The organism is Chitinophaga sp. SYP-B3965, assembly GCF_009647655.1.
Classification (GTDB): Bacteria; Bacteroidota; Bacteroidia; order Chitinophagales; family Chitinophagaceae; genus Chitinophaga.
This window is the reverse complement of the sequence record NZ_WJFD01000002.1, coordinates 342,815-361,817: the sequence shown is the minus strand read 5'-3', so window position 1 is coordinate 361,817 and position 19,003 is coordinate 342,815. Positions and strand designations below refer to the sequence as shown.

Annotated in this window: 22 protein-coding genes; 7 read left to right on the top strand and 15 right to left on the bottom strand. The window is 44.9% G+C overall.

Going from position 1 to position 19,003, the window contains the following annotated elements:
- Window positions 1-5: 5 nt before the first annotated feature.
- Both GFS24_RS15555 and GFS24_RS15550 read right to left on the bottom strand, forming a co-directional pair.
- Window positions 6-593 carry a YiiX family permuted papain-like enzyme gene (locus GFS24_RS15555; protein WP_153660741.1) on the bottom strand — a complete coding sequence of 196 codons (588 nt, stop codon included), beginning with the start codon at window positions 591-593 and terminating at the stop codon, window positions 6-8.
- 12 nt (window positions 594-605) lie between these two features.
- A complete protein-coding gene (locus GFS24_RS15550) occupies window positions 606-1,184 on the bottom strand; it encodes a DUF4241 domain-containing protein (RefSeq protein WP_173003093.1) in 579 nt (192 codons plus the stop codon).
- 621 nt (window positions 1,185-1,805) lie between these two features.
- On the opposite strand from GFS24_RS15550, the gene GFS24_RS15545 reads away from it, so the two are divergent.
- A complete protein-coding gene (locus GFS24_RS15545) occupies window positions 1,806-2,357 on the top strand; it encodes a CAP domain-containing protein (RefSeq protein WP_153660738.1) in 552 nt (183 codons plus the stop codon).
- A 234-nt stretch (window positions 2,358-2,591) separates the two neighbouring features.
- Window positions 2,592-3,143 carry a CAP domain-containing protein gene (locus tag GFS24_RS15540; RefSeq protein WP_153660737.1) on the top strand — a complete coding sequence of 184 codons (552 nt, stop codon included), beginning with the start codon at window positions 2,592-2,594 and terminating at the stop codon, window positions 3,141-3,143.
- Window positions 3,144-3,148: 5 nt separating this feature from the next.
- On the opposite strand, the gene GFS24_RS15535 is transcribed toward GFS24_RS15540, so the two are convergent.
- Both GFS24_RS15535 and GFS24_RS15530 read right to left on the bottom strand, forming a co-directional pair.
- Window positions 3,149-3,400, bottom strand: a complete 252-nt coding sequence (locus GFS24_RS15535) for a hypothetical protein (protein ID WP_153660736.1) — start codon at window positions 3,398-3,400, stop codon at window positions 3,149-3,151.
- 9 nt (window positions 3,401-3,409) lie between these two features.
- Window positions 3,410-4,177: a glycoside hydrolase family 25 protein gene (locus GFS24_RS15530; RefSeq protein WP_153660735.1), complete on the bottom strand. Its 768-nt coding sequence runs from the start codon at window positions 4,175-4,177 to the stop codon at window positions 3,410-3,412.
- Between the two features lie 111 nt (window positions 4,178-4,288).
- Here GFS24_RS15530 and GFS24_RS15525 point away from each other — a divergent pair, with 111 nt between their 5' ends.
- Window positions 4,289-5,317 (top strand): SPASM domain-containing protein, encoded by a 1,029-nt coding sequence (locus GFS24_RS15525; RefSeq protein ID WP_153660734.1) that lies wholly within the window; start codon window positions 4,289-4,291, stop codon window positions 5,315-5,317.
- Window positions 5,318-5,322: 5 nt separating this feature from the next.
- On the opposite strand, the gene GFS24_RS15520 is transcribed toward GFS24_RS15525, so the two are convergent.
- The 3 genes from GFS24_RS15520 to GFS24_RS15510 are packed head-to-tail and all read right to left on the bottom strand — an operon-like array spanning window position 5,323 to window position 6,307.
- The gene (locus GFS24_RS15520) at window positions 5,323-5,679 is read right to left on the bottom strand and encodes a hypothetical protein (protein ID WP_153660732.1); all 357 of its coding nucleotides are present in this window, start codon (window positions 5,677-5,679) and stop codon (window positions 5,323-5,325) included.
- 13 nt (window positions 5,680-5,692) lie between these two features.
- The gene (locus tag GFS24_RS15515) at window positions 5,693-6,079 is read right to left on the bottom strand and encodes a hypothetical protein (RefSeq protein WP_153660730.1); all 387 of its coding nucleotides are present in this window, start codon (window positions 6,077-6,079) and stop codon (window positions 5,693-5,695) included.
- 33 nt (window positions 6,080-6,112) lie between these two features.
- Window positions 6,113-6,307 (bottom strand): YtxH domain-containing protein, encoded by a 195-nt coding sequence (locus GFS24_RS15510; RefSeq protein ID WP_153660728.1) that lies wholly within the window; start codon window positions 6,305-6,307, stop codon window positions 6,113-6,115.
- 202 nt (window positions 6,308-6,509) lie between these two features.
- Here GFS24_RS15510 and GFS24_RS15505 point away from each other — a divergent pair, with 202 nt between their 5' ends.
- Window positions 6,510-7,586, top strand: a complete 1,077-nt coding sequence (locus GFS24_RS15505) for an AI-2E family transporter (RefSeq protein WP_153660726.1) — start codon at window positions 6,510-6,512, stop codon at window positions 7,584-7,586.
- A gap of 16 nt (window positions 7,587-7,602) precedes the next feature.
- Here the strand turns inward: GFS24_RS15505 and nadD are convergent, their stop codons facing one another.
- The 5 genes from nadD to paaA are packed head-to-tail and all read right to left on the bottom strand — an operon-like array spanning window position 7,603 to window position 10,951.
- Window positions 7,603-8,175 (bottom strand): nicotinate (nicotinamide) nucleotide adenylyltransferase, encoded by a 573-nt coding sequence (gene nadD, locus GFS24_RS15500; RefSeq protein WP_153660724.1) that lies wholly within the window; start codon window positions 8,173-8,175, stop codon window positions 7,603-7,605.
- A 17-nt stretch (window positions 8,176-8,192) separates the two neighbouring features.
- Window positions 8,193-8,678, bottom strand: a complete 486-nt coding sequence (gene paaD, locus GFS24_RS15495) for a 1,2-phenylacetyl-CoA epoxidase subunit PaaD (protein ID WP_153660721.1) — start codon at window positions 8,676-8,678, stop codon at window positions 8,193-8,195.
- 2 nt (window positions 8,679-8,680) lie between these two features.
- The gene (gene paaC / locus GFS24_RS15490; protein ID WP_153660719.1) at window positions 8,681-9,445 is read right to left on the bottom strand and encodes a 1,2-phenylacetyl-CoA epoxidase subunit PaaC; all 765 of its coding nucleotides are present in this window, start codon (window positions 9,443-9,445) and stop codon (window positions 8,681-8,683) included.
- On the bottom strand, window positions 9,442-9,819 hold the full coding sequence (locus GFS24_RS15485) for a 1,2-phenylacetyl-CoA epoxidase subunit B (RefSeq protein ID WP_153660717.1): 378 nt from the start codon (window positions 9,817-9,819) through the stop codon (window positions 9,442-9,444). Before GFS24_RS15485 ends, paaC begins: the two co-directional genes overlap by 4 nt.
- 7 nt (window positions 9,820-9,826) lie before the next feature.
- Window positions 9,827-10,951, bottom strand: a complete 1,125-nt coding sequence (gene paaA / locus GFS24_RS15480; protein ID WP_253906495.1) for a 1,2-phenylacetyl-CoA epoxidase subunit PaaA — start codon at window positions 10,949-10,951, stop codon at window positions 9,827-9,829.
- Between paaA and GFS24_RS15475 the strand changes: the two genes are divergently transcribed.
- From GFS24_RS15475 to GFS24_RS15465, 3 genes are all read left to right on the top strand, one after another.
- Window positions 10,950-11,579: a hypothetical protein gene (locus tag GFS24_RS15475; protein WP_153660715.1), complete on the top strand. Its 630-nt coding sequence runs from the start codon at window positions 10,950-10,952 to the stop codon at window positions 11,577-11,579. The two genes, paaA and GFS24_RS15475, sit on opposite strands and share 2 nt — an antisense overlap.
- A 61-nt stretch (window positions 11,580-11,640) precedes the next feature.
- Complete coding sequence (locus GFS24_RS15470) at window positions 11,641-12,072, top strand: carboxypeptidase-like regulatory domain-containing protein (protein ID WP_153660713.1); 432 nt, start codon at window positions 11,641-11,643, stop codon at window positions 12,070-12,072.
- 23 nt (window positions 12,073-12,095) lie between these two features.
- Window positions 12,096-13,535 (top strand): S41 family peptidase, encoded by a 1,440-nt coding sequence (locus GFS24_RS15465; protein WP_153660711.1) that lies wholly within the window; start codon window positions 12,096-12,098, stop codon window positions 13,533-13,535.
- A 451-nt stretch (window positions 13,536-13,986) separates the two neighbouring features.
- On the opposite strand, the gene GFS24_RS15460 is transcribed toward GFS24_RS15465, so the two are convergent.
- The 3 genes from GFS24_RS15460 to GFS24_RS15450 form a co-directional block, all read right to left on the bottom strand.
- Window positions 13,987-14,877, bottom strand: coding sequence for a M28 family peptidase (locus GFS24_RS15460; RefSeq protein ID WP_153660709.1), 891 nt, complete (start codon window positions 14,875-14,877; stop codon window positions 13,987-13,989).
- A 36-nt stretch (window positions 14,878-14,913) separates the two neighbouring features.
- Window positions 14,914-17,040, bottom strand: coding sequence for a ferrous iron transport protein B (feoB, locus tag GFS24_RS15455; protein ID WP_153660707.1), 2,127 nt, complete (start codon window positions 17,038-17,040; stop codon window positions 14,914-14,916).
- Between the two features lie 180 nt (window positions 17,041-17,220).
- Window positions 17,221-18,993, bottom strand: coding sequence for a PspC domain-containing protein (locus GFS24_RS15450; protein ID WP_153660705.1), 1,773 nt, complete (start codon window positions 18,991-18,993; stop codon window positions 17,221-17,223).
- Window positions 18,994-19,003: the final 10 nt, after the last annotated feature.

Below are 19,003 nucleotides of genomic sequence, written 5' to 3'. Positions count from 1 at the left end.
AGTGTTTATTGGGAAACTACGGTTTTCAGTAGCGGGCTTTCAAAAATATCCCCCGGGGAAACCATCTTTTCTTCTAAGGGAATTTTATTTCCGTAACGTTCTTTCAATGTGGCTTTCACCAGCGGATGGCTAAGATCGTATGTGCGCAGCGGATTCAGTTTACCTACTTCCATATCCAGTGTTTCTTTATAGATCTTCCACACAAGTTCAGAGCAATAGATCCTATCGTCTGACCATTCAAAATAACTATCATAGTTTTTACCCATGTACTTATTGCCGGCTTCCTGCATTCTGATTATTACACCGGGTGTGATCAGTGAATCTTGTATGAGTCGTTTTACTACAAAATGTTTATCGCCACGCAGCACCCATTCCTGTAGCCTGGTTTGTGTTACAGGTTGTACGGCTTCCCATACATACCATTCATTTCCTCTTTTAAATAACATACCGCAGTGGCTGTATTTGGAATGCGTGGCTAGTTCTATGGCTTTGCATTGCGGGGAAATATTGGATTGGAAAATGATATCCCCTTCTGCCAAAACATTGGTTTGGGTTGGCAGGAAAAGTAACAGAAATAAACGAATGGCTAACATGGGCGGAATTATTTATAATACCATGAAATCGATCACCAGGCTGCAAACTTGTCCATCTTCCGTCAATCCCCAATAAGCGGGATAAATGCCATCTCCATAACCGGTATGGAACATGATCACATTCTGTTGCGGGCGTGCCGGAAGATAGAAATTAAAGCTATGATTTTCTTCGATACCGTTTCGTGCGAATGCGGAAGCGAAGAGTGAATCATAAATATTACCGTTCGGATGATCTTTAAAGAAACGCTCCAGGTAACTATTATAGTGTTTCTGTGTGTGGGCATCGCAAATACATCCTATGCCGGCATCCACGGTAAAACCATAATATACATCTGCAATATAAGAGTGGCCGGAAGACTGGCCGGGCACCATGGCTAATTCCCAGCGTACCGCCCGTTTATCAGAGAGTGCGAGTTTGATGAGTGTGTTCTTCTGATGATTGCCGCTGCCGGATAATACCATGTACACGGGATATTCGCCGGTAGGGATCCTTCTTGTGAAAGGTAAAGCATCATGAAGACCTAATAACGGATCACATGCTACAACAAAACCGCTTGAAAGGGTCAGCTTTCCCAAATAGCGGCGCTCCAACGGCAAGCCGTTGACGGCAGGCAGCTCAAAAAACAGGTTATAGTCCTGTGCTGCATACCGAATTTTTTTTGTGCTGTACTTAAATATTAAGCTTTTGAAGAAATCAAGCAATGTGTAACAGTTAATATAAATCTTATAGCTGATATAAGAGTGTTTAAAAATACGATCTACCTATCAAATAATTCAATTTCCGGGCCATCTATTCAATTTGCCAGCTGACATTTATATTTTTACATTTTATTATTATTTTATATATTTGGCAAGTCATCAACTGTAGATAAACCGAATTGGCGGAATGTTACTTTTTTTGCTTCGTTTTCCTTTGATGGTATTTTAACATGAACCTATACATTATTATCTATGAAACTATTTACAAGCGCTTAACAATCAATACGTTAACAGTTTTTTTACAAGCAGGAAAGCCCTAAAAGATGATTCCGGCATTAGCTTTGCAAACTCGTAGTCGTTGAAATTGTCCGATGGTCCATTTGTTTTGCCCTTTTAACCGGACGCACCATATTTTTTCTCATATCCTCACGACTAAAGCCAAACATATTTTTACCGTAGCCTTCCTGTAAACCATCTCGGTTCTTATTGTTCATTTTTTTAAATCATGCTACCATGATGAAGGGAATCTTACGTCCTGCAATGATCGCAGGCGCATCGCTATGGGTATTATTTACTGTTGCTTGCAGCAAAACACCATTAACTGAAATGGTACCCCCACCGCCACCACCAGTAAAGGATACAACGTTTGTGATGGACAACCCGGTGAATCAGCAATTATTAATATCACTTGTAAATGAGATCCGCACAAAGGGATGTAACTGCGGAGATACTTTTATGGCAGCGGCGGCGCCCATTACATGGAGCAAGCCACTGGAAAGGGCTGCATGGTTACATAGCAAGGATATGTTCGACAATAATTATTTTAGTCATAATGACCTGGATGGAGGAAATGGAGGAAAAAGAATTGCCAGCATGGGGTACATCTGGCAGTCCTGGGGAGAAAATATTGCCCTCGGTGTGCTGAATGAGCGTACCGTTGTGGAAGGTTGGTTTAAAAGTGTTACGCACTGTAAAGTGTTGATGACCAGCAGTTATCGTGAAATGGGGGTTGCCAAAGTTGGCAACTTCTGGAGCCAGGAAATGGCCGTCCCTAAAGCGTTCTAGCCGATTAGATACAGATTAAAGGTCATACCACATTGATCTTTAATCTGTTAATTTCGTTAACATATTTTTTGCAAGCCCCCAGTGCTTTATTCAGCCCGGCCCATTACCTTTGGTCCGGAATAAAGATTTATTCTTTTCCTTTTTAACCCTTCCTCTGAAAGAACCATCGTTTTGCTTTAACCTTTTTCCTATCAAAAGCCCAGTACCTATTTTTCATTTTAACTGGGATTTTACATGTTACCAAATTATAACCGTTTATTACCTTTTGTTCTTTCAGTTTTGTTGTTCGCCACTGCGTGTACAAAGGAAGCGCCGTTAACACCGGAATTACAAGAACCTCCTACCACCCAAGAGCCGGGAACTGTTCCTGTGTTTCAAAATAATGTCAATAAAGATGTGCTGCTTTCTCTTATTAATACTGTACGTGCCAAAGGATGTAATTGCGGTAATACGGTGATGCCTCCGGTAGCACCACTTACCTGGAACATTTACCTGGAGCTGGCTGCAGCCCAACACAGTAAGGATATGCTGGACCGTAAATACTTTGCACACAATACGCCTAATGGCGTTACGCCGCAAAAGCGCATTGCAGATGCTGGTTATAAAGCTTCCTGGTCTGGTGAGAATATTGCTTCAGGACCTGCTACGGAACAGGCTGTGGTGGATGGCTGGTTTAAAAGTGAAAAGCACTGCCAAAATATGATGAGTGCGAATTACAAGGAAATGGCCGTGGCTCGTGCAGGAAATATCTGGACACAAACATTAGGCGCCACTTCTTCCAAATAATCAGATCAGGGGGCTGGCATTTTCTTACGCCATACACGCCAGAGGAAATAAATGTAAGCCCCCATACTCAGCCCGAACCAAATATAGAAAAGCGTTAGCCTTGTGGGGGTAGATTCCTCCGGAATCCCAAAGCCAAGATACATCCCCGTAAAAATATCGATCATCATCAGGAACAGCCCAATGAATATGGTGCGGATGATCTTCACAAAGAATTGCAGCAGCTTCCAGTCGAAATTATCTTTGGGTTCTTCTTCCATGTTATAAAGTTACGGAATACACAGCTTTAAGAGGTCTGTACTGTCTCCCCTGAAAACATTAAAATCTACGGTTGTTCTGATGCCATTCACGTGGCCGATATCGCTGTGTTGCCAGAAAACCCAGTTCCGGGCACTGCGGGGTTTGTCCTTCTGATAATAATGGGCCACCCAGAGTGGATAATCGTCAAATTCCTTTCCCAGGTACGTTTCGTAAAAATGAATATTGGTATAGATGATGGGTTTTACGCCGTAGGCTTTTTCCATGTCTTCCAGCCAGATACGTGCTGTGCTGCGGATCACGGCGGGAGGTTGATTATTATGTACTTCTATGTCTAATACGGGGGGGAGATCTCCGGATTCCAGCTGTACCACATTCCGGAAATTGATGGCTTGTTTGATGGGGTCCCGCGTGGAGTAGAAAAAGTGATAGGCCCCGCGGATCACGCCGGCTTCTTTGGCTTTTTCCCAATTCCTTTGAAAAGTGCCGTCCTGGCGGCTGATGCCTTCGGTGGCTTTAATAAAGGCAAAGGATATACGAATTTCATCTACCTGCATTTGCCTGACAGCCATCCAGTTCACATTGCCCTGGAATTTAGAAATATCGATGCCGTGGATGGAATAATTCACGGGCATATCTATGCCAAATTCCTCATACCGTACAAATGTCATGGGCTCTTTTCCCCTCAGCAACCACCATGCAGCAGCGGCTCCGGCCAGGCCGATGACTATAAAAATGTAGATAAGGGGGCGGCGACGCACGCGTTTACTTCTTGCCATTCTTAACTGGTGTGCTATGAAATTCAGCAGCAAGTATAGGGCAATTTTTTGTGCTATGCATGAAAGCCCATATAGTTGTAGTAAATTTAGCCTCTTAAAGAGGCCCGAATTATGCCCAAACTGAACATAAACGACTCGTTGAATTTTCTGTCAAAATTCACTTTACGCCGTGGCTGGAACGCGGGGAAAGTATTAGGCAGTTTTTACTGGAGCAAGTGGAGAAAGAAACCTATTCAATGGGGCTTTCCTATTTCCATTTCCTTTGAGCCGACCACATCCTGTAATCTCCGCTGTCCGGAATGCCCCAGTGGGCTGAGGGCTTTTACCAGGCCTACCGGCATGCTGGATAATGAATTCTTCCGGAAAACGATCGATGAATTGCATAAAGATCTGCTGTACCTGATCTTTTATTTCCAGGGGGAACCTTATCTGAATACGGCCTTCCTGGATATGGTAAAATATGCTTCGGGGAAAGGGATCTATACGGCTACTTCTACCAATGCGCACTATCTCACGGATGCCAATGCCAAAAAAACGGTAGAAAGCGGGCTGGACAGGCTGATCATTTCTATTGACGGAACTACACAAGATGTTTATACGCAATACCGCGTTGGCGGACATCTGAATAAAGTGATTGAGGGCGCTAAGAATATTGTGAAGTGGAAAAAGGAGTTGAAATCCAAGACACCATTTGTGTTCTTTCAGTTCCTGGTAGTAAAACCTAACGAACACCAGATAGAAGATATTAAAAAACTGGCGTTAGAAGTAGGGGTGGATGAGGTGCGTTTTAAAACTGCGCAGGTATATGATTATGAAGAAGGGAACCGTTTGATCCCTACCATCGATAAATACTCCCGCTATCGTAAAAATGAAGATGGTACTTATGCCATTAAAAATACGATGGAAGATCATTGCTGGCGTCTCTGGCATTCTCCGGTAATTACCTGGGATGGTTTAGTGGTGCCCTGTTGTTTTGATAAAGATGCCACGCATAAACTCGGAGACCTGAAGACTTCCAGTTTCAAAACGTTATGGCACAATGAAAGCTACCTGAATTTCAGGAGCCAGATCATTAAAGGGCGTAAACACATTGATATCTGTGCTAATTGCAGTGAGGGAACAAAGGTCTGGAGCGACTAATTTAGTCAGGCTTCTTTCCCTGTGGCAGCAGCTTTTTTGCGGCTTTTCCTTTGTTTGATATTATTGAACAGTTTGATGCCGAAACGTACAGCAATAAATTCCGCTGCAGTCATCAAGGCACTCGTGAGCATGGATTTTACGGAACCGCTCTTTAATGCAGAGCCCGCTATTTTACCCACAAAACCTAATACGCCGCTATTGGCAACACCTGGTATCACGGTGTTCATGGCCATTGACTTATAATTGGATTTCAGGTGGTCCATCCTTTCACCCAGCTGGTTTTCCAGCCCACGGCTTTTATGCCGCAGGCGGATGATCTCCTCCTCCAGCATCGCCAGGTTTGTTACTTTTTTCTTCGCCATTTTTTGGAAAGTATTATTGGGCCATTTGATCTTTTTCTTCTTTTTGTTCGTCTATCTCTTCTACCAGTTCTGCTGCTAATAAATTAGCCAACGGGCGTTGAATGAGGTTCTTACGGAAGACCAGGATAAGGACGAACAGGAATATAAAAAATCCGGCAGCCCAGGCAAAGCCGATGGTGTTGCTGTTATATTTTTCACCTATCCAGAATCCTAACAACATTCCGAGGAAAACTACCACGAAAAAGAACAACAGGAAAGCCATCAGCAGCGAGAAGAATAAACCTAACGCTTTTGACAGCTTGCCTGCTGCCTGTAGTTTAATGAGATCGAGCCGGGTTTCCACGTATTCCCTGGCTACCTTGCCCGTCTCAGTAAAATAGTTGGAAAAATTATCTTCCATGCATTTGATTTTTTAGATGCTAAAAAGGAACCATTAAGTTAATTCATTTTCCATCGCATCTTCAAACTGCTGCTTTTTAGCGCGGAATTTATCTTTCAATTTATCCGCCTGGAATTTTAATTTTCCTACCAGTTCATCTTTTTTGTCTGAATTGAGGAAATATCCTACGGCTACGCCAACGGCTGCTCCTACAATAAAAGACACCACCGCTTTTGAACTTCTGCTCATAGTTTAGAATTTTTAAAGTGAAAGATTCGGGTTCAGGGAGTGTTGGGTTTCCATCTACTCCGCTTTAAAGGTTACAAACTTTGTTCCACAATTGTTCAGATCCCTGATTTATATGTTAAATTCCATGTTCCGGGGGCACTGGCACGCTTTGTGAACTACTGAAAATCACGTAGGTTTGATATAACCACCCACATTACCCACTATGAGCTACCTCGACAACGAACGCCTTAAACAGGTCACCTTTTTACTGATCATTGCTTTTCTGGGCATTATCCTATTTAAAGAGCTGTACGCCTTTTTTCCTGGCTTTCTGGGGGCGGTTACTTTTTATATTCTTTCCCGCAGATACATGTTCCGCCTGGTGGAACAACGTAAAATGGGCAAGGGTTGGGCAGCTACGCTCATTATGGTATTGTCTTTCCTGATCATCCTTCTGCCCATTGGCTTATTAGTAAATATGCTTACTTCCAAAGTAACGTATGCCATTACGCATTCCACTGAACTGATCAAGGGTCTGGAAGCCTTCAATAAACAACTGCAGCAATCTGTGGGGATTAACATGATGACGGAGGCTCGTTTGCAGAAACTACAGGAATATATTACGAATGTGTTGCCGAGCTTTGTGGGCGCCACTTTCAACACGCTGACGGCTATTGCCATCATGTACTTTATCCTGTATTTTATGCTGGTGAATGCGCGGGAAATGGAAGAAGCGTTATGGGAATATATTCCGTTGAAAGATGAGAACGTAGAGTTGCTGGCGAAAGAAACGAAGAACATGGTGGTGAGCAATGCTATTGGTATTCCCTTGATAGCACTGATACAAGGGGTGTTATCCCTGGTAGGATATCTTATTTTCGGTGTGCCGCAGCCTGTATTCTGGTTTGTGGTAACCTGCTTTACAGCCATGCTACCTATTATCGGAGCTGCTGCTGTTTACGTACCCATGGGCATTTTCCTGCTTTCTGCCGGACAAACATGGCAGGGTATTGCTGTATTAGTTTATGGGTTTGGTGTGGTAGGTACTTCTGATAATCTATTCAGGATGATGGTGGCTAAGAAGATCGGGGATGTGCATCCGCTGATCACCATCTTTGGTGTGATCATTGGCGTGAGCCTTTTTGGTTTTATCGGGTTGATCTTCGGGCCCTTGCTGATCTCCCTGTTCATTGTGCTTTTAAAGATCTACTCCAATGAATATCTCGTGAAGAAAAGAGAAGTTAAAATTGTGAAAACGGCGCACGGAAAGGAAAAGCAGATGAAAAATTCGGGGGATTAATTCCACAGTTTGTTGATCATCCCTTATAATAGTTATTATCAGACATATATTTCCAGATGGAGTCCGGCACCATATATCTTACGGATTTACCTTCCTGGATCCATTTGCGGATGTTACTGGAAGAGATGTCCAGCATGGGCGCATTCACGATCTGCACTTTTGCGCCATGCGTTTCCGTGATCTCAAAACCCGGGCGATTATATACGTAAATGGCGTAGTTGGCTATTAACTGTTCATAATTCTTCCAGCGGGTGATGTTCTGAAAACTGTCGCTACCCATGATCACCACAAATTCCTGCGTGGGAAATTTCTCCGTCATATAGGTTAATGTATCTATGGTGAAGGAGGGGCGTGGCAGGGAGAATTCAATATTACTCACCCGTAAGCGGGGCTCATCCTGTACGGCCATTTCGGCCATGTGAAAACGATGATGTTCGTTGAGCAGGCTGGAAGAGGCTTTCAACGGGTTGTGCGGAGACACTACCAACCAAACTTTATCCAGGTCTGTATGATACGCCATAAAATTGGCGATGATCATATGGCCCGTGTGTATAGGGTTGAAAGAACCGAAGTATAAACCGATTTTCATGATGGCAATATACTACATTAATCCAGCGGTTTGAAATGCTCAAACACCTGGCCGCAATCTTTGCAAAAATGGATGGCACGGCAGAGGGTGGAGCCAAATGGTGAGCGCAGGTAAGTGTCTTTACTGCTGCAATGAGGACAGGTGGTGCCGAGGAAGTATTCCGAGTAGTCCTCTCCGTTATAGACCTTCGGAGGGGCAATACCAAAGTCCTTTAGTTTTTGCTTTGCCGTTTCGGTCATCCGGTTGCTGTTCCAGGACTCGGTCTTATCTATTTCTACTATTATCTCTGTGTGTAAATAATCCTGCAATACGGAATGGATATTCCGCCGGATCAATTCTACGGCGGGGCATGCGGCGAAAGTGGGGATCATTTTAACATGCACCCCTTTATCAGAAAACGTAACGGAGGTGATCATGCCCAGGTCCAGTACATTGAGTACGGGAATCTCCGGGTCCATGACCAGTTCCAGCGCTTTGTAGATATTTTGTTCGTTCACTTCCATGATTACCAGATTGCTGCGGGGTCTGTACGGAATACGGCACCCATTTCTTCCAGCAGTGGTTGCAGGTATATGCTATGATATCCTTTGCGGCCACCATATACTGGTTCTGCATCTTTTTCTGCCGGGAGATTTAATCCCGCTACGGAAAGGATGTTATAGATCTTGTCCAGCCATATTTCTTTGATCGCTTTTTCTCCGGGATATACTTTTTCTGCTATTAATATTTCTTCTGCTTCGCCGCCTGGTTCAAAGAGGCCCAGTGCTAAAGGGAAGCAGGTATTGAGAGCGGATTGCATCCTCGCATGACTTTCTTCTCCTGCCCGGCATAGTTGTGATACCCATGCATTGGCGTGCAGGGTGTGGTATTTTATTTCTCCTTTGAGCTTTTTTGCAAGGGGTTGCAAGGGTTGGAAACTGCTTTGCTGCAATAGTTCATACCGGATGGCTTCTGCATGGTCGAATAAAAAATGACGCATGAGGCTGAAGTCGTATTCACCATTTGGATGTTCTACGAAGTGGCAGCATTTGTAATCCTTTTCATTACGCAGAAAAGCGAATTGATCGGGATCGCCGCCTTGCAGTTCTTCCTGCATGATCTTATACAAGGCCCATGCATGGCCGATCTTGTCCTGCGCCATAGAGGAGAAAGCAATGTCTTCTTCCATAATGGGGCCAAGACCTGTCCACTCTGAATTCCTGTGGCCCTGGATCAGTGCGTCATCCGCCATAGCGGTGAGCAGTGCGTTTATTGCCGTTGTATTGATCATGATTCTTTAGCCGCTTTTTTAAATTTGTTGATCTTTTCCATCACTTTAAATCCGCTTGCATCACGGTAAGTTTTCTCACCGTTGTTGGCAAACATGTCTTCATCTTCTGCATCAAATGCGAGGATGTCCGCACTGCGTACTACCCAGAGGTTTACACATTTTTTGCGGCGGCCAAATTGCTCTTTGGCGAAGATGAGTGCCAGCTGGGCATTGGGAGCATGCACACAGCCTACGTGTTCATGATGTGCACCGCGTTTTTCCTGGTGAAATACTTCGAATACATTCCAGTTCTCTCCTTCCTGTACGGTAACCGCTTCGCCGGAGGCGTTGAGTTTAAGACGGTTTACGCGGGGATCTAATGATTGGTTGTTCATGTTATTATTATGCTACGGGAGCGGATATTTTATCTTTCGGATTCATTAATGCTTTTCTTACCCAACGGCCATGTTCTTCTGCCCATTTGCGTACATCCAGTCTTTCTTTATTGCAGGGGCCGCCGCCATTGATCACGATCTTAAAGAGGTCCCAGTCCGGATCTGAATAATCCCATTTGCCGGTGGCTTCATCCTTTTTCAATTTTTCATCTGGCAGGGTGAGGCCCATATCCCAGATCTTGGGTACATAAGTGTCCAGGAACTGGTTCCGCATATCGTCGTTACTGGCCATCTTCACTTTCCACTGCATCAGTTTTTCACTGTGGGTGGAATTTTTATCTGGAGGGCCGAAGAAATGCATGATGGGTTGCCACCAGCGGTTCAGTGCGTCCTGCACCATTTCCCTTTGAGCGGGGGTACCGGCAGCGAGTTCCACAAAAGCATCGTGCCCTTGTTTCAGGTGGAAGCTTTCTTCGTAACAGATCCTTTCCAGCGCCCGGCAATAAGGTCCGTAAGAACCTTTGGAATTGGCTATCTGGTTCACGATAGCAGCCGCATCGATCAAAAAGCCGATCACGGTTACATCTGCCCAGGTTTCTGCGGGGTAATTAAATACGTTGGAATATTTTGATTTGCCGCTGAGCAGATCATTGATCATAGCCTCACGACTTTTGCCCAGGGTTTCTGCTGCATTATATAATAGCTGCCCATGCCCTATTTCATCCTGCACTTTTGCGATCAACGCGAGTTTGCGTTTAAATCCCGGAGCGCGGGTGATCCAGGTACCTTCCGGCAAAGCGCCGATGATCTCTGAATGGGCATGTTGTTCTATGAGACGGATTAATTGCCTTCTGTATTCTGAAGGCATCCAGTCCCCGGGTTCGATCTTCTCTCCCCGGGATATGCGATCCTCAAATTCCGTCAGTTTTTCCGGATCATCGTGTATTTGCTCTTCCTTTAACTGCCGGTTATTGGGCTCGTCGAAAATGTATCCACCGCCGTACATGGAATGATTGTTTTGGTAATCTTGTAAATTACTGAATTTTGTGCGATCACCGAAATCAGCCGTAGTGGATACTTTTAAAATTACCGGCGCAAACGAATTAGATTTCCGAACTTTATAGTACACCATGTTTAACCCGTTCGTTTTCATCGGAACATTCTGCTGCATTTTATTGCAGGATACTGCTATACCCTCTTCCAACAAGGATTCCGGCACAGTGGTAAAGGTGATCTTTTTAACAGATCCCAGGCCGGAAGACGTTGCGTCCGACACCCTTTTTTACCATCAGCGCGCAGTTAAGCCGGAAGATTTCAAAGCCGGTCCGCGGGGTTCGGGGCCAGGAAAAAATGAAGCGATCAGTTTTACCAGTTTCGCTTTTGATGGCAGCAGCCGGCAATTCCGGGATACCCTGGAGATCACGCTTGTTTTACAGGTATTTTGGGTGAAAAGCTCTTCCTGGCTACGTACCAGGCCCCCTTCTTCCCATACGCTTGAACATGAACAACTGCATTTTGACATCACCCGGCTGGTGGCTGAGCGCTTCCGGAAAAAAGTATTGCAGATGCCGCTGACCACCGATGACCATGAAAGCAGGATACAGTATGAATACCTGGAATCTTTCCGGGAGATGAACAGATTACAGGAGGAGTTTGATGATAAGGTGCATAGTGGGATGAATGGTTTTATGCAGCTGGAATGGAAGCGGAAGATCCGGGGGGAGCTGATGGCTGAGGGGGTCAGGCCGGCGGTGGAATAGGTTTTCTCTTGCTGGTGGCGGGTTCCGCATTGCTGGCATGGATTATGCATAATTATAATTTATGAACCGCTTTTTGCCTTTTCTCCTTCTTTTTTCCCTGACCGGCTTTGCCCAGCAAAAATCTGTTTATATCATTAATGGCAGGGAAGTGGATTCTGCAGACCTGGCAGGTGTTAAGGTTAAAAAGATAGATGTGGTGACGGGTCCCCGGAATACGGGCATGCATGAAAGAGCAGGGAGAAGAGTGCTGATCGTTCATTTGGAAGATGAACAATATAACCTCTTCGGCATCGTTACCAATGAGCGGGGGAAACCAGTGCAAAATGCAAAAGTGAATGATGTGTTGACAGACGCCTGCGGGCATTTTTATCTGAAAGGGGTAAAGGCAGGTAGCAGGATCACCATCAGCCGTAAAGGTTATGCAGATCAATTCATCGATGTTTACAAGCGGCCGGACGATCTGCTCACGGTGCAGCTAAAGAAAAAGAGCTAATTTAATATCTCATATACGTTTTTATGAAAAAGCGCTCCGCGATGTTCCGATGCCTTCTATGCTTCTTCGCCGCAGGCATATTAATGACTGCCTGTAAAAAGAAAGACAGCCCTTCTGTTCCCAATACCGACAATGGTTATGTGGATGACTGGATCTATAAAACCATGAAACAGGAATATTACTGGAACACCTCCATCACAGGCTCCCCGGATTATACCAAAGAACCTTATGGCTTTTTTGAAAGTTTGCTACATGCAGACGACCGGTATTCCTGGGCGGTGCCTAATTATAAAGACCTTCAGAATTCTTTAAGCGGGAATACAAAAGAAGCAGGATATAGTGTTGGTTTGTTCCTTCATGGAAATGGTACCAAGCTGGGAGGGATCATCCAATACGTGAAGAAGAATTCTCCGGCTTCTGCTGCAGGCATGAAAAGAGGACAGATCTTCTTTCAGATCAACAATACTGATTTTAAATATTCTTCCGCTACCAACAATGCGGATGTAAATGCATTCCTGGATGCCATGGGCAAAGATCATACATTAACGGTATTCGATCACACCATGACAAAAGACGGGTTGAGTGATAGTACCATGAACCCCTCCGTTAAAAATCTAACGGTAGTTGAATATTCCGAAAACCCGGTGTACATGGATTCTGTATATACCATCGATGGTAAGAAGATCGGTTACTTTGTATATAATTTCTTTGCGCCGGACAGGGGACAGGCGGGTTATGAAAATGAATATGATAACCAGGTGGATGCCGTTTTTGCGAAGTTCAAAGCAGCGGGAGTTAAACATCTTATCCTGGACCTTCGTTATAATGGTGGCGGGGATTCCCGTTCTACCATCAATCTCGGCAGTAACATCGTAAAGGGTTTAAGTACTACGAAAGTATTCTTCCGGAGAGAATACAATACACTCAATATGAAGAAATACACGGATGCTTATGGCGTCAATTTCTTCAATTCCTATTTTACAGACGAAGCTAATAATATCGGCGCGGGGCTGGAAAGTTTCATTATTCTAACCAGTAATAACTCTGCATCTGCCAGTGAACTGATCATCAATGGCCTGAAGCCTTATATGGATGTGTGGCTGATAGGGGAGAGAACGTATGGTAAGAATGTGGGGTCCCAAACTTTTTATAAGATCAATGATGCTAAAAATACCTGGGGGCTTCAGCCTATTACTTCCAAAGCATTTAACTCTGCGGGAACTTCAGATTATACGAATGGGTTTGCGCCGAATGAGGAAGTGCTGGAAAGTTTGGCACTGGGGGATTGGGGTAGTGTGAAAGAACCTTTGCTAAATAAGGCGATGACGAAGATACTGGGGCATGCACCATTAAGGGTGGCGTCTCCGGAAAGTGTTTCGAGAACAAGGGTGCAGTATGTTGGTTCTTCTCAAATGAATAAGGCTTATTATCATATCCTGGTTGAGCCGCGGCCGGGGGAATAAGTTTTTTTCGTTTAGAAAATGCCTGCGGCATTTTCTAAACGGGTGGGATTTTTTTGAGGGGTAAAGGCAAGAGAGTGCGTTTTTCCCGGGGCTGTTTTGAAAAACAAGACATTTTTCTGGGGAATGTTTTTTACAGCAAAAGAGGTAGAAGATTGCTTTGAAAATGAACAAATTTTCCGGGTGGCGTTTCTTACTATAAATGGGAGGTGATTATTTTGAAAATAAACGAATTTTCCGAAGGTAGTTTTTACAATAAATGGAAGGATGATTGTTTTGAAAACAAACGAATTTTGCAGGTAATTTATCTTGCTGTAAACGAGGGCGGTGGTTGTTTTTAAAAACGAAATAAATGAATTTTCCTGGCTGCCATTTGCAGACGGCCGTCTGCAAATGAAATGGTTTTCAAAATATCTTTATAAAAAAGGCCGCATCGTATGATGCGGCCTTTTCTTTATTGCTTGTCTATTATCTGTACAATATTCAACACCGCCTTTGTTGCCTGGTAATAAAAAGAAGGATTGATCCGGCTGAATTCATCTGATGCTTTGTGGTAATCCGGATGATCTTCTACGCCGAAATAGAGGAAGGGGATCTTCTTTTTATGGAACTCGTAGTGATCACTCTGGTTGGTCCAGTTTTGGTCTTTATCTTCCGGGCGGTCGTGGCCCATGGGGAGTTTGACTGTGCTGGTAGCGGCGGCAGCTGTTACGAATGGTTTTAATTGCGGGTAAAGTGCGGTGCCGCATACGTACAATTCATTCTTATCATTACGACTGATCATATCCATATTGATATTCATCAGGATACGTGTAGCAGGTACTGGTAGTTTGGCAACAAAAGCTTTCGCGCCCTGCAATCCCATTTCTTCTGCATCGAATGCCGCAAAGATCAGGGTGTGTTTGGGTGGGTTTTTAGAAAAATATTGTGCCATGGCCAGCATCCCGCCAATGCCGGAAGCATTATCGTCTGCTCCATTATAAATACTGTCTGTGCCGGTTTGTGGTTTCTTAGTACCGATATGATCGTAATGGGCGCTGATCACAATAAAACTATCGGTGCTCCCTTTGATGTAACCATAGAGGTTCGTTCCCATGATCCGCTTATCGCCTTGCGTGAAATAGAAGGGTTGCTCATATGTGTTGCTGAATTGTTGCAGCCCGGTTTGCTTTAAGCGGTCCAGCAGATAGAACTGGGCCAGGCGGTTACCTTTTGTGCCGGTTTTCCGGCCTTCCATTTTATCCGCAGATAAGGTCTGCACATCTTTCATCAGCTGAGAAGAATCGATCTGGGCGTAAGTGGACAGACTGATCAGGCAACCAACAATTGGGAGGAATATTTTCATCAGGAGCGTATTTCTCCAAATGTAATGGTTTCCCTCTTATTTGAAAATTACATAAATGAGCCTGCTGCAGGCATAGGCCAGTGCTGTCATGTAAACGAACTGGATGATGGGATATTTCCAGGAGCGGGTTTCCCGTTTTACAATAGCGAGGGTGCTCATACACTGCATGGCGAATGCATAGAAGATCATTAGGGAAAGCCCTGTTGCGAGTGTATATACCGGCGTTCCGTCTATCCTTGTGGCAGAAGCCATTTTCTCCCTGAGGGTAGCATCACTGTCTTCCGTATCTCCCACACTGTACAACGTTGCCATGGTTCCCACAAAAACTTCCCGGGCAGCAAAAGAGGTGATCAATGCAATGCCGATCTTCCAGTCGAATCCCAGGGGTTTTACTACTGGTTCAATGGCATGGCCTAATATACCGGCATAAGAATGGGCCAGTTTTTCTGATTGAAATTGTTTGTCGAGGTCTGCGAGTTGCAGGGAGTCCGTTGTTTGTGTTTTCAGTTGTTCATATTTCACATGTACCTCTTCCATGGGTTTGCCTGGTCCGTAAGAGGCCAGGAACCAGAGGATAATGGAAATAACCATGATCACTTTACCGGCATCCATTACGAAGATCTTTGCTTTTTCTACCATGGTGGTACCCACATTTTTCCAGCGTGGTGCGCGGTATACGGGTAATTCCATGATGAAGTAACTCTTCTCGCGGATGCGGATGAACCATTTCATCACACCAGCTATGGCAATGGCCATAAAGAAACCCAGTAAATATAAGCCCATCATCACGAGGCCCTGCAGATTGAGGAAACCGAGAATGCTTTTATTAGGGATCACCAGTCCGATCATGATGGTGTAGATGGGCAATCTTGCAGAACAGGCCATCAACGGGGTGATCATGATGGTGATCAGCCGTTCTTTTTTGTTTTCGATATTACGGGCAGCCATGATAGCGGGTACGGCACATGCCACTCCGCTGATCAGGGGCATTACGGATTTTCCGTTGAGACCCACCTGGCGCATTAACCTGTCTGTTAAAAAACTGATCCGGGCCATGTATCCCGTGTCTTCCAATACGGTGATCAATCCAAAGAGGATCATGATCTGCGGAATGAAAACGGCGATACCGCCTAAACCGGCAATGATACCATTAATGAAAATATCGCTCAGTTTATTTTCCGGTAAGATCTGGGCGAACCATCCACTGATGCCGCTAAATCCGGCTTCGATGAGATCCATGGGATAGGAGGCCAGCCAGAAAATGCTCTGGAAAAGCAGGAAAAGTACGGCGAGGAGAATGAGGTATCCCCAGAAACGATGCAGCAGCAGGTTGTCGATCCTTTCTGTTTGCAGTTGTTGCTGCAGGGGATCTGTTTCTACTACGGTCACGTTCATGATATGTTTGATGCGGCTGTACCGCTGCATGATCTCTTCTGCCTGGATTTTTGTTTTATTGAATCCGTGGTTATGGAGACTTTCTTTTATTTGCTGCTGCTGAGATTTATTCAGGAATTCCAGCTCATCATAATTAACGGCTACGTGTAAAGCGCCGTAGTCGCTGGTTACGGGGAAGATCTTTTTTACGTCTGCGATCACTTCCGGGGCCAGCTGCTGATTTTCGATAAAATCCCTGGCGGGTGCGCCAAATTTCTCCTGAACGATCAGTTCTATGTTCTTTTTCAGTTGAGGGATCCCTTTGTTTTTCCGGGGATTGATGGCTACTACCGGCACGCCCAATTCTCTTTCCAGGCCGGCCAGGTCTATTTCCACCCCTTTTTTCTTAGCCAGGTCCATCATGGTTAAACCAATGATCACCGGTAATTTCAGGTCTATGATCTGGGAGCAGAAGAGGAGGTTACGTTTGAGGTTGGAGGCATCGGCGATGATGAGGATCATGGTGGGCCTGTCTTCCCCTTTGGGGTTGAGGAGCACATCATAGGTCACAAATTCATCCGCGCTTTTAGGATAAAGGCTATAGGTACCGGGCAGGTCAATAATGGTTGCATCCAGCTGAGGGGTAATGCGGGAAATACCGGTTTTTTTATCAACCGTTACCCCCGGAAAATTACTCACTTTCTGGTTCAATCCCGTAAGTGCATTAAAGAGCGAGCTTTTCCCACTGTTCGGATTACCTACCAGTGCAATGTTAATTGGTGCCTTCATCCTTATCTGATCCTCCTGAATTTTGAATATGCAAAACTAGCAATAATCGGGGGATGGGCGTGATCGGATCGGGAAAAATAGTGTTATGCCGCCTAAATACACAAAAACCGCGGTTGACACCGCGGTTTTATACATTTGTGAAACTAAACTTATTGTGACGATTATTATCTGAATGTTAGGTTAAAAGGTGCTCCTGAAGAGGAAATTCACGAAACTCACGGCCACATTTTTCTTGTCTTTTGCCGCTGAGTCTTTTTCTTTACTATCCTCTACAGGCGTGGTGTTTTGCTGATCAGGCCCTTTATATTGGTAATTGTTCTGAAGGGAATCCTTTACAGATCTTTCTTTGCGCTCTTCTTCTTTTACCTTCTTTTCCCAACCGTCTGTATTCATTTTTATGTTGATCTGATCATTATTATCCCAGTCGTCTCCATCCCGGTTATCCCACCATTCGTTGCGCCAGTTGCGATCCCAGCGGTAGTAATTCCATACTTCTCTATCAACTACAAGGCTCTTTCCTACAGGCACCATAATGGTTAGCTTGATGGTCTGGTTGCGGAAGATGGAATTACGTGGGATGGAAAACCCTGAAGGAATAAGTAATACAGAGTCCTGCTGTTTCATCTGGAACTGGATCTCACGGGCCAGCATCTTAGCCTGCGCTACGGTGCGGCCTATTGAGCTTTTTTCCACTTCTACGGCAAAACTATCTGTATTACTTTTCTTTACATTGATGCGGATGTGTCCGATAATGGCGGTATCATCCACCACCCGCAGTTTACCATCAAATATATTCGTATCGTCCAGATCCAGCATATCCTGATCCTTTTCAAGGATCAATCTGCCACCAGACGGTTGTGTCAAAGCAAAACTTTCAGACTCTCTGATCGTGGGCCCGTTGAAGTCCCTTGATACGGAAATGGCCAGCCAGATGGATAATACCACTCCTAAGATCCAGAAGAAGCCTAAGGTATAACCAGCATATTTGTTGGTTTGCCTGATGCCAGCCATCTTCCTTACGAGGAACATGATGATCGCAAGCACGGGAATACCAATGAGCAATGAGATAGCAGGCCAGAAGAGCAGGCTTTGCGTTCCGGCATCAAAAACCAGGTCTTTAATTGGGAAAAGGACCGCGGAAAATGCAGCTGCTCCGATCAGACCAACTACTATTGTAAAGAGTATTACGACTGCGATGAAAAGGAAAAACCCTTTTGCAACAAATGCGATAACATTTGCCAGTCCCCGGAAAAACCCTTCAATTGCAGTACCGGCATCTCTACCGAACTGTTTCCCGCGGCCCTCTGAAAAATTTTTGACATCGTCTCCCATTCTTTCCATGCGGGAGCGGAAGGTGTTCATTTCTTCCTGCACTGTTGCCTTAATATTATTCAGATCCACCCGCTCCCCGCGCATTTCCAGCTTTTCAGCGGCAGTTACGGCTTCGGGTGTTGCAAACCAGAGGATAAAATAAAGGAGGATACCGCCACCCCAGAGGCCAACGGCCATGAGGGCAAACACGATACGGAAAACGATCGGGTCTACATTAAAGTAAGCACCTAAACCACTACATACGCCACCGAGTACTTTACTGTCCGGATCCCGGTAAAAGCGTTTCCGCGGACGGGCATAAGAAGCATAGCTTTCGTTGCTGGCGTGGGATTTAGATTCCTTTGTATTATTAAGCGGTTCGTCTGCGAATTGTTCCGGCGTACCCATAGAGGTTTTGATGGCCTGCACATCTTCATCTGTGATGCAATGTGCGCCTTTGCGGATCTTATCCTGAAAAATTTCCGCTATCCGGCTTTCAATATCTCCAACGATCTCCTCGGCACCTTCCTCTTGCGAGAAATAGCGTTTGAGGCTATCCAGGTACTGCCGCAAGATCTCATAAGCACTGTCCTCTATGGGGATCAGGCGGCTGGACAAGTTTATGTTGATAATCTTTTTCATCTCTAATTTC

What these genes read in the sequence shown, in the direction of transcription:
- paaD (WP_153660721.1), bottom strand. Translation starts at nt 8,678, where the DNA reads ATGGAAGTGAACGAACAAAATATCTACAAAGCGCTGGAACTGGTCATG.
- GFS24_RS15530 (WP_153660735.1), bottom strand. Translation starts at nt 4,177, where the DNA reads ATGGCAAGAAGTAAACGCGTGCGTCGCCGCCCCCTTATCTACATTTTT.
- GFS24_RS15470 (WP_153660713.1), top strand. Translation starts at nt 11,641, where the DNA reads ATGAACCGCTTTTTGCCTTTTCTCCTTCTTTTTTCCCTGACCGGCTTT.
- GFS24_RS15475 (WP_153660715.1), top strand. Translation starts at nt 10,950, where the DNA reads ATGTTTAACCCGTTCGTTTTCATCGGAACATTCTGCTGCATTTTATTG.
- GFS24_RS15520 (WP_153660732.1), bottom strand. Translation starts at nt 5,679, where the DNA reads ATGGCGAAGAAAAAAGTAACAAACCTGGCGATGCTGGAGGAGGAGATC.
- GFS24_RS15450 (WP_153660705.1), bottom strand. Translation starts at nt 18,993, where the DNA reads ATGAAAAAGATTATCAACATAAACTTGTCCAGCCGCCTGATCCCCATA.
- paaC (WP_153660719.1), bottom strand. Translation starts at nt 9,445, where the DNA reads ATGATCAATACAACGGCAATAAACGCACTGCTCACCGCTATGGCGGAT.
- GFS24_RS15525 (WP_153660734.1), top strand. Translation starts at nt 4,289, where the DNA reads ATGCCCAAACTGAACATAAACGACTCGTTGAATTTTCTGTCAAAATTC.
- GFS24_RS15465 (WP_153660711.1), top strand. Translation starts at nt 12,096, where the DNA reads ATGAAAAAGCGCTCCGCGATGTTCCGATGCCTTCTATGCTTCTTCGCC.
- GFS24_RS15515 (WP_153660730.1), bottom strand. Translation starts at nt 6,079, where the DNA reads ATGGAAGATAATTTTTCCAACTATTTTACTGAGACGGGCAAGGTAGCC.
- nadD (WP_153660724.1), bottom strand. Translation starts at nt 8,175, where the DNA reads ATGAAAATCGGTTTATACTTCGGTTCTTTCAACCCTATACACACGGGC.
- paaA (WP_253906495.1), bottom strand. Translation starts at nt 10,951, where the DNA reads ATGGTGTACTATAAAGTTCGGAAATCTAATTCGTTTGCGCCGGTAATT.
- GFS24_RS15485 (WP_153660717.1), bottom strand. Translation starts at nt 9,819, where the DNA reads ATGAACAACCAATCATTAGATCCCCGCGTAAACCGTCTTAAACTCAAC.
- GFS24_RS15510 (WP_153660728.1), bottom strand. Translation starts at nt 6,307, where the DNA reads ATGAGCAGAAGTTCAAAAGCGGTGGTGTCTTTTATTGTAGGAGCAGCC.
- GFS24_RS15540 (WP_153660737.1), top strand. Translation starts at nt 2,592, where the DNA reads ATGTTACCAAATTATAACCGTTTATTACCTTTTGTTCTTTCAGTTTTG.
- feoB (WP_153660707.1), bottom strand. Translation starts at nt 17,040, where the DNA reads ATGAAGGCACCAATTAACATTGCACTGGTAGGTAATCCGAACAGTGGG.
- GFS24_RS15555 (WP_153660741.1), bottom strand. Translation starts at nt 593, where the DNA reads ATGTTAGCCATTCGTTTATTTCTGTTACTTTTCCTGCCAACCCAAACC.
- GFS24_RS15535 (WP_153660736.1), bottom strand. Translation starts at nt 3,400, where the DNA reads ATGGAAGAAGAACCCAAAGATAATTTCGACTGGAAGCTGCTGCAATTC.
- GFS24_RS15545 (WP_153660738.1), top strand. Translation starts at nt 1,806, where the DNA reads ATGATGAAGGGAATCTTACGTCCTGCAATGATCGCAGGCGCATCGCTA.
- GFS24_RS15505 (WP_153660726.1), top strand. Translation starts at nt 6,510, where the DNA reads ATGAGCTACCTCGACAACGAACGCCTTAAACAGGTCACCTTTTTACTG.
- GFS24_RS15460 (WP_153660709.1), bottom strand. Translation starts at nt 14,877, where the DNA reads ATGAAAATATTCCTCCCAATTGTTGGTTGCCTGATCAGTCTGTCCACT.